Raw genomic sequence first — 8,636 nt, 5'->3', positions numbered from 1 at the left:
TGATCAAGAACCTCGTCCACATTAAACCAAACCGGTCATCCCCCAGAAAATTCACGCAAAAGCCACATTTATCACATGCTTACAAGAACGGGGTATGACTTTGTTCTGATACGTTGAGAGCATTGCCTGGCGACCGCCTCCGACGAGGCGGGGTTCTGCCCGGTGATCAGCAGACCATCGCTGACGACATGCGGCTGCCAGTCGGCCCGCTTGATATACCGGGCACCGCACTGCTCAAGCATGTCTTCGACCAGAAAGGGGACCACACGCGCCAAGGCAACCGCCTGCTCTTCGCTGTTCGAGAAACCGGTCACCTGCTTGCCCTGCACCACGGGCTTGCCGTCAGGTGCCTTGGCACGGAGCAGCACGGCAAGCGCGTGACAGACCGAGGCCACGGGTTTGCCCGCCAGGAGCATCGCCTCGATCAAACCGATCGACGACGCATCCTCGGCAAGATCCCACAGCGGGCCATTGCCCCCGGGGTAGAACACGGCATCGAAGTCGTCGGCATGAACCTCGGACAGCCTGCACGTGCTGGCTAACACCGCCTGCGCCACCGGATCGGCCTTGAAGCGGTGAGTCGATTCGGTTTCGCAAGCCGGATCGTCGCTCTTCGGGTCGAGCGGCGGGTGACCGCCGAGGGGTGAGGCCAGCGCGACTTCGGCGCCGGCGTCCTGGAACACGTAGTACGGCGCCGCAAACTCTTCCAGCCAGAAACCGGTCTTTTCGCCGGTATCGCCGAGTTGATCGTGCGAGGTGATGCCCTTAGTATCTTCATGTCGTTTCCTGCTACAGGTAAGTATCGTTCTTGTTCAGTCACTGCCGACGCGAATGATCAGCTTGCCGAAATTGCGGCCTTCGAGCAGGCCGATGAACGCTTGCGGGGCATTTTCCAGACCAGCGACGATGTCTTCGCGAAACTTGATCTTGCCACCCTTGATCCAGGTGCTCATCTGGCTGGAGAACTCGCCGTATCGATCGCCGTAGTCGTCGAAGAAGATGATGATGATGATGAAGCCCTGCATCTTGATGCGCCGGGTGAGCAGCGTACGGGTCAGCAGCCCGAGTCGATCCGGCCCTGCCGGCAGGGTGGTGTCGTTGTAGCGGACGATCAGCCCGCACACCGGCACCCGCGCCTTGACGTTGAGCAGGGGCAGGACGGCGCCGAGGGCCAGCGGGGGGTGCGTCGTGCGCGTATCGAGCCGGGTCAGGTCGTGTCGGCGAGGGCGTAGTCCTGCCAACCGCCGTAGCCGACGACCAGGTCGGCGGGCTGATAGTCCAGGTGCCGGGAGGCTTGCACGCGGGCGACGGTGCCGCCGACCATCACCTCACCGACCGCCAGCGGCGACGCGTACGACGGCACATCGCTCATCCGACCGCGCATGTACGGGTCAAGCGAGAGATACAGGGTGCGCAGCAACACCTGCCCGGCGCCGGGAACGGGAATGTCGCCTTCAGCAAGGCGGAAGTTCTCGGCGGTCGGCGCGTCGACCGGGCGGGAGTCGAGGACGATCCGCCGATTGACGGTAGTGCTGTGGGCCATACTGCCTGTCTCTTCGGAGTGAAATAGCCGCCGCGTCGTCAAAGCCTTGGCTCGCTCGGCTCGCCGCGTTGGTTGACGGTGATTGTAGCGCCGGGACGAGCGTTCATCTGGACGCGATGTTCCTCGCCGCGAAAATCGTAGGTAACGTCCCAGTAGTCGGGCCGGCCGTGGCTGGCCACGTTCTCGCAGCGCTCGACGTCGCGGCTATGCACCTGCTGTCCACCATCGCCGCGACCGCGCCACCGGCCGTGGCGATATCCTGGCCGCGTCCGCCACCGACCTGATGACCGAGAATGCCGCCAATCACGGCGCAAGCAAGCGCACCTGGAATTTTGAAAGTGCTGACTTCCTCGACGACCTGTTCCCGCTCGACCCAGCAGCGGCGTTCGGGGGGTCCGACCACCGCGCGGGCCGAGGTGACGCTCGCATCATACAGGCGCTCGTTGCCAGTTCGACGATAGTCGGCGGCAAGCACGGGAACGGGTGCATAACGCGATTCCTCGACGCGCGAGTTCCTGCCGACGATCCGCGCCGACGAAACGCGGTCATTCACGCCCATCGCCGCCAGGGACGGATACCTGCCCGGACGCAGGACGACACAGCGACCGGTGAAGCGGATGTCTTCGCAGACTTCCCAGGGTTGCGTGAAACCACGAGCGACGAGGCGCGGTCGTTGAAGCCATATCGCTCGAAGTTGCGGACCAGTTCATTGGTGGTGAACGAGCGGCCGGCGAAGCCTTCACGCTCGTAAAAGGTGACCTGTGCGGCCGCCTGGGTGGCAAGGACGATGCTGGCCAATGCCGGGGTGTTTCTCAGGGTTGCGTTCATTGATGCCTCGTGCATTGAGCGGCGTGTCGCGAAGCCAGCGGCGAAGCTCGGCGGTCCCGGGGCCGAGGCGCAGCGCGCTGACGATGCGGAAGGGGATCGGAGGACTGCGGCGTCACTGACCACACGGCAGGACGTTGCCGCAATTCGCGACGACTCCACCATGGTTCTCCCTGCGCGGCAGGCCTTCTGTGCGCGTGCGTACATACCGGACAAAATATTTTCTCTATCGTCCTGCTCATCCATGAACCCCTTGCCCGTCGTACCCGCCGCAATCACGCAGTCGACACCCGAGGCACTCGCGCTGTCGGGGGCCTGGACGGCGCGCGGGCTCGGCGCCATCGGGCGGCAACTCGATACCCTGGCGGTGCCGGCCCGATCGGCAATAGTCATCGATGGTTCGCGCATTGCCGCTCTCGATACCGCCGGCGCCTGGGTTCTGCAGAAACTTCTGCAGCGCTTGCGCGGCGAGGCCGGCGTCGTGCAGGTGCGTGAACTGCGCCCGGAATTCGCCAGGCTGCTCGAAGTCGTCGACCCGCAGACGATGGATCAGACGGCTCCGCCTGCCCGTGCGCCGGCCTCGACACTCGACCAGGTCGGCCGCAGCGCTGTCGCCGCCGGCGCTCAGGCCATTGCGCTACTCGGCTTCGTCGGTGAGATTGCGGTGGCATTCGCTGGCTGCGTCGCGCGCCCGGCGCGCTTTCGCTGGCGGCCCATTCTGTACAACCTGCGCAGCGCCGGCTTCGACGCGCTGCCGATCGTCGGGCTGCTGTCGTTCCTGCTCGGCATTGTCGTCGCCTACCAGGGTGCCGACCAGCTCAGGCAATACGGCGCCAACATTTTCATTGCCGACCTCGTTGGCCTGTCGATGCTACGCGAGTTCGCACCCCTGATCACGGCGATCATCATCGCCGGGCGCTCGGGTTCCGCCTATGCGGCGCAGATCGGCACGATGTCGGTGACCGAGGAGATCGATGCGCTGCGCACGCTCGGCATTGCACCGCTGGACCTGCTGGTGCTGCCCAAGGTCCTCGCCCTCTCGATCGCGCTGCCACTGCTGACGGTGTTCGCCGACGTGCTCGGTGTTTTCGGCGGCATGCTGATGGCGCGCGCACAACTTGGCGTTGGCTTCGGCGAGTTTCTCGACCGTTTCGTCAAGGCGGTGAGCGTCACCGCGTATCTGGTCGGCATCTGCAAGGCGCCGGCATTCGCGATCATCATCGCCGTGATCGGCTGCTTTCAAGGCTTTCGCACCCGCGGCGGCGCCGACAGCGTCGGCCGCCAGACGACGCGCAGCGTCGTGCAGTCGATCTTCCTGGTGATCGTCGCCGACGCCCTGTTCTCGGTCGCCTTCAGTGCGCTGGATCTCTGACGTGCCAAGCAACAAGCAAGCGGCGGACGCAGCCGCCATCGAACTCAGCAAGGTATCGACACGCTTCGGCGAACATGTCGTGCATACGGAAATCGACCTGCAGGTGCGCCGATCGGAGGTGTTCGCGCTGATCGGTGGCAGCGGCTCCGGCAAATCGACCCTGCTGCGCGAAATGATCCTGCTGCAACGCCCTAACTCGGGCACGATCCGGGTGCTCGGCGTCGACCTGCAGGACATCGGCGACGACGAGGCGCTGGCGTTGCGCCGGCGCTGGGGCGTGATGTTCCAGCACGGCGGCCTGTTCGGCTCGTTGACCGTGCAGGAAAACGTCGGCCTGCCGCTACGCGAGCACACCCGGCTCGACGACGCCCTGATCGACGAAATCGCGGCCTGGAAGCTCGCCATCACCGGACTCAAGCCAGAGGTCGGCGCACAGTATCCGTCGGAACTCAGCGGCGGCATGATGAAACGGGCCTCCCTCGCTCGGGCACTGGCCCTCGACCCCGAACTGCTTTTCCTCGACGAACCGACCGCCGGCCTCGACCCCGACAGCGCCGGCGGCGTCGACCAACTCGTACGCAAACTCCGCGACCTCTTCGGTCTGACCATCGTCATGATCACGCACGACCTCGACCTGCTATGGCAGGTCGCCGACCGCGTCGCGGTTCTCGGCGAGGGCAAGGTGCAAGGCATCGGCTCGATGTCCGAGCTGTCGCAAATGGCGCACCCCAGCATCCGCAAGTTCTTCGAAGGGCCGCGTGGGCGGGCGGCGCAGGAACAGGAAAGGCACCAGGCCGAGCTGAATGCCGGCGGAAAACCGTGAGGGCAGCATGGAAACCAAGGTGAACTACCCGCTCGTCGGCGCATTCGTGCTGGTCCTCGGCTCCGTGCTCGTCGCCGGCATTCTCTGGCTCGCCTCGGGCGGTGCTTTCCAGAAGACCTATGACCTGTATCTGGCGATCGTCGACGAGTCGGTGGCTGGTCTCAATGTCAACGCGCCCGTCAAGTACAACGGCGTCGACGTCGGCAAGGTGCAGCAGATTCAACTTGACCCGGGCAATCCGGAACAGGTAAACCTCCTCTTCGCCATCGAGCGCGGTACGCCGATTCGGGAAGATACCGTCGCCGTCCTGAAGACGCAGGGCTTGACAGGCATCGCCTATATCGAACTCAGCGGCGGCACGCGCGAGTCACCGCCATTGCGCACCGCGGAAGGCAGCGATTATCCGGTGATTCACACCAAGCCCTCGCTCGCTGCGCGGCTCGAAAATCTGCTCACTACCGTGCTGACCAAGCTCGACAGCCTGTCGAACAACGTCAATGCCATCCTCAGCGACGCGAACCGCAAAGCCTTCGCCGGCGCGCTCGCCGACATCGCCGTCGTGGCGCACACCATCGCCGCGCGCAAGGACGCGCTCGACTCGGGAATCAAGCATGCCGCCCGGACTTTCGAGAACGCCTCGCGGGCGACCGCGCAGGTCGGGCCGGTGATCGATCGCATCGGCCGCAGTGCCGAAGCTGTCGGGAAAATGTCAAGCGAGGTCGCCCGCACCAGTGCCAGCGCCCGCAAGACGGTCGACGCGGTCGGCGCCGACGTGCAGCGCTTCGGCGCGGAAACGCTCCCCGAACTGGAACGGCTGCTCGAAGAACTCACCGTCCTGTCGGCTTCGCTGCGGCGCCTGTCCGAGCAGACCGAACGCAATCCGGCGAGCCTGCTGTTCGGTCGCCGGCCGGCGCCCGAGGGGCCCGGCGAATCCTCACCAACACGACCAGGACTGCCATGACCCGTATATCCCTCGCACCCCTCGGCCGGCTGTGCGCCGTCGGTCTGCTGTTGACCGTCGGCGGTTGCGGCGCACTCCGTTCGACGGGAACGCCACCGCCGGCCTTCTACGCGCTCGACAGCGCGCGGATCGAGACTGCAGTCGCCAGGCCTGCCCCGGCGACATCGTCAAAGGCGGCGCCTGCCCTGATCGTCAATCCCCCGCGGGCCGCGGCGGGCTTTGACAGCCAACGCATCCTCTACGTACGCGAGCCCCACCAGCTCGAGTATTTTGCGCACAGCGAATGGGTCGACACGCCGGCGCGCATGCTGGCGCCGCTAATCGTCTTCGCCGCCGAGAACAGCGGCACCTTCCGCTCGGTCATGCTGGCGCCGACCGCCGCCGCCGGCGACCTGCGGCTCGATACGGAAATCGTGCGCCTGCAGCAGGAATTCGCCAGCCAGCCGAGTCGCGTCCATTTCACGTTGCGCGCGCATCTGGTGGACAACACGACGCGCCGGGTGCTGGCGTGGCGCGTGTTCGATGAGTCGGTTGCTGCCGCGACCGAGGATCCCTACGGCGGCGTCGTTGCCGCCAATCGCGCAGTGCAGACGGTACTGGAGCAACTTGCAGGTTTCTGTGCCACGGCCGCAGCGCAATGGCAGCCAGCCACGCCCGTACTGCCGTAACGCATTGCCGGATAAACGACTGCACTGCCATCCACCGGGTTCTGGGCCCATCACCAACACGAGGCGACGCCCAAACGCAACATGATGGTCGAGCCGGAAGCGCTGATCACCGCTTTCCGGCACGTGGCGCAATATCGCTCGACTTCACGCGCGCATCCGCCTTGGCCTGGTTAATGAGTAAGGCACAGTCGCTATCCTTGTCGTTGCCAAAGTCGAGCAGCGGTATCAGTACTCCCACACCTGACGTCACCGCACCCAAAGCCACCGCGAGAGCGCCGCGCGCAATGACGCCGCCCATTTCAGGTCGTACCGTCGGGCTCTTGAACGTGCCCGCGATAACGATGGGGCCGCGCAGCGACGCCAGACTGAAGCCCTTCGACTGGGGCACCAATCTGACGTTGAGCGATTCGTCGGTGAAGTCGACGTTGCCACTACCGGTAATGTTGACCTTGGGTGTATCGAGCACCAGGTCCCGCACACTGAAGACGCCATTAATCGCTTTGAAATTGCCCACCATGCAGCGAATCGGAACCAGATGGTCGCCACCCAGCATTACCAGTAGCGAATTGGCCATGTCAAGGTTCGACAGCCGGAGAACCAACTCCCCAACCGACCCACCATCCATGATCAGAGCGGCTTCGCCGTTGGCCGAGGCGAGCATCTGCGCTACCGAGTTGCCGTTACCAGCCAGTCTGGCACGCCCCCCCATCGTGCCGGTATTGGAGTCAGCCAGCCTGAAAGTCGGAAACAACTGATCCAGGTGCAGACCTTTCGCGGTGGTGTCTACACGTATCGCGATGGGCAGGTGGCGCCCGTCCATTTCGATGCGCGACACCAGATTTCCGCCAGCGATGCCGAACTCGATCGGTGCGAGCTTCAGCACACCGTCGTTTACGGTGAGACGCGCATTCATCTTGTTGAGCAGCATGCTTTCGGTGAGAATCTTCTCGCCATGGAAATGCACATCCGCGTTCGCCGCGTTCAGCTTTTCCAGACTGAACGGCTCAGCCGGCAGCACCTTGTCGCTGGGCGGCGAGGTCCGGCTCGGCTGCGTACCGCGCTCAGCTCCGATGAAGCCGCCGAGGTCTTTCATCAGCAGTTGTCTTGAGACCAGGTCGGCGCTGATCATTTGGGGCCGCTGACCCCGATCAACAGTGAAACTTCCGGCCAGATCGCTTTGCCCCACCGTCCCCTTGAAGCGGCGAAAAGTCCACACGTTTCCGTCATGATCCAGATATCCGACGAGCTTGTACGCAGGTGTCGGCGGCAATGGCACACCGATGATCGGAAAGAGTAACGCCAGGTCGCTACCTTCAAGCTTGAAATTCAGTTCCTCGCCCTTGAAATGCAGAGGATCGAGCAAGCGACCCTCAATGCTGGCCTTGGTGTTTCCCAGCATCGCATTTGCTGTGATCGGGTAGGGATTATCGGCGCTGCGTAGACTCAGCAGCCCGCCACCGCGCGCGTGCAGTGTCGTCGGCAGGCCCTTGAAACGGCCTCTGCCCGCAACTTCGAGCCTGCGTTCTGGATCATCCTTGCCGTCTTCCAGCGTTTTGATGTCAAGCGCCAGTTCGGTATGGTTGTTGCGATCCCGATACGTCACGCTGCCGTGATCTATGGTCAGCACGCCGATGGTCGGAAAATCGACAGATTTGTTCTTGTCCTGCTCGTCGAAGACCCAGTTGGGCACGTCATCCTGACTCACCTCAAGCAGCACCTGAGGCTCGAACAACGCGACTTCGGGAAATTCCACCCTGCCGATCAGAAGCTTGAAGGGGTCGATCGTGAACTCCAGGCGCTTGATCTCGACCATCGCGGGGTCGGGACTCCAGGCTGCATTGCCGAAGACCACGTTGTTGGCAACGATGCGCGGCCGCCATGAAAGATGCACGCTCAGATCGCCGTTGACTGCGACGCTTCTGCCAGTAGCGCTACTGATCCGGCGCGCAATCGGCTCACGCAACCCGTTCCAGTCGACAAGCATGACGATCAGCACCACCAGTGCGAGAAAAACGCCAGTTGTCCATTTGAGCGAACGCGTCAGGGTCATAACGGTGCAGGAGGGAATGCGGGTGATGTTTCCAGGAAGAGCCTGCTCAAAGGGTGGCCCAGCGCAACAGGTGCGCGCCAGATGCAGCCAGCACAAAATTGCCGCACCGGGGAGGACGTTCCGGGCAAAGTGCTGCGGGCATTCGTGAACCAAGGAGAAGAATAAAAACGAACGCCCTTAGCGAACATACGTCATCGTCGCCGCTTCCCTCCGTACGCTGCCGCACACAAGCCGCCACATTCCCTCGTGTTGCCACTATAGTGGTCCCTGGAAATCAGACAGTGGTTTAAGCTGTGCTCCATCATAGGAGCGAGAAGCGATGAGTGAAGCCACTACGCGGAAGGTACATACGCCGGAGTTCAAGGCCAAGGTTGGTCTGGAGGCGGTACGCGGG

At 63.5% G+C, this 8,636-nt stretch carries 9 protein-coding genes and 1 pseudogene; 5 read left to right on the top strand and 5 right to left on the bottom strand.

The annotated features are described in order from the left end of the window. Window positions 1-71: 71 nt before the first annotated feature. From Q1L50_RS08315 to Q1L50_RS08300, 4 genes and pseudogenes are all read right to left on the bottom strand, one after another. The gene (locus Q1L50_RS08315; protein ID WP_300337469.1) at window positions 72-761 is read right to left on the bottom strand and encodes a type 1 glutamine amidotransferase domain-containing protein; all 690 of its coding nucleotides are present in this window, start codon (window positions 759-761) and stop codon (window positions 72-74) included. Between the two features lie 51 nt (window positions 762-812). Beyond that, window positions 813-1,543: pseudogene (locus Q1L50_RS08310) on the bottom strand (hypothetical protein). A 103-nt stretch (window positions 1,544-1,646) separates the two neighbouring features. Beyond that, window positions 1,647-2,135, bottom strand: coding sequence for a hypothetical protein (locus Q1L50_RS08305; protein ID WP_300337467.1), 489 nt, complete (start codon window positions 2,133-2,135; stop codon window positions 1,647-1,649). After that, entirely contained in the window at window positions 2,093-2,371 is a 279-nt protein-coding gene (locus Q1L50_RS08300; RefSeq protein ID WP_300337465.1) for a beta/gamma crystallin-related protein, read from the bottom strand. The genes Q1L50_RS08305 and Q1L50_RS08300 overlap by 43 nt, the downstream gene beginning before the upstream one ends. Window positions 2,372-2,612: 241 nt before the next feature. On the opposite strand from Q1L50_RS08300, the gene Q1L50_RS08295 reads away from it, so the two are divergent. The 4 genes from Q1L50_RS08295 to Q1L50_RS08280 are packed head-to-tail and all read left to right on the top strand — an operon-like array spanning window position 2,613 to window position 6,192. Continuing rightward, window positions 2,613-3,740, top strand: coding sequence for an MlaE family lipid ABC transporter permease subunit (locus tag Q1L50_RS08295; RefSeq protein ID WP_300337463.1), 1,128 nt, complete (start codon window positions 2,613-2,615; stop codon window positions 3,738-3,740). A gap of 1 nt (window position 3,741) precedes the next feature. Further along, window positions 3,742-4,563, top strand: coding sequence for an ATP-binding cassette domain-containing protein (locus Q1L50_RS08290; RefSeq protein WP_300337461.1), 822 nt, complete (start codon window positions 3,742-3,744; stop codon window positions 4,561-4,563). 19 nt (window positions 4,564-4,582) lie between these two features. Continuing rightward, a complete protein-coding gene (locus Q1L50_RS08285) occupies window positions 4,583-5,524 on the top strand; it encodes an MlaD family protein (RefSeq protein ID WP_300337459.1) in 942 nt (313 codons plus the stop codon). Continuing rightward, window positions 5,521-6,192 carry an ABC-type transport auxiliary lipoprotein family protein gene (locus Q1L50_RS08280; RefSeq protein ID WP_300337457.1) on the top strand — a complete coding sequence of 224 codons (672 nt, stop codon included), beginning with the start codon at window positions 5,521-5,523 and terminating at the stop codon, window positions 6,190-6,192. The genes Q1L50_RS08285 and Q1L50_RS08280 overlap by 4 nt, the downstream gene beginning before the upstream one ends. A gap of 106 nt (window positions 6,193-6,298) precedes the next feature. Here Q1L50_RS08280 and Q1L50_RS08275 read toward each other — a convergent pair whose 3' ends face one another. After that, window positions 6,299-8,242, bottom strand: a complete 1,944-nt coding sequence (locus tag Q1L50_RS08275; RefSeq protein ID WP_300337455.1) for an AsmA family protein — start codon at window positions 8,240-8,242, stop codon at window positions 6,299-6,301. On the opposite strand from Q1L50_RS08275, the gene Q1L50_RS20025 reads away from it, so the two are divergent. Beyond that, a complete protein-coding gene (locus Q1L50_RS20025; RefSeq protein WP_366145226.1) occupies window positions 8,175-8,390 on the top strand; it encodes a flagella basal body P-ring formation protein FlgA in 216 nt (71 codons plus the stop codon). The two genes, Q1L50_RS08275 and Q1L50_RS20025, sit on opposite strands and share 68 nt — an antisense overlap. The last annotated feature ends 246 nt before the right edge of the window (window positions 8,391-8,636 follow it).

Source organism: Accumulibacter sp., assembly GCF_029255145.1.
In the GTDB taxonomy this organism is placed as follows: Bacteria; Pseudomonadota; Gammaproteobacteria; order Burkholderiales; family Rhodocyclaceae; genus Accumulibacter.
Note: the sequence above shows the minus strand (reverse complement) of the source record. Positions and strands in the feature narration are given on the sequence as shown.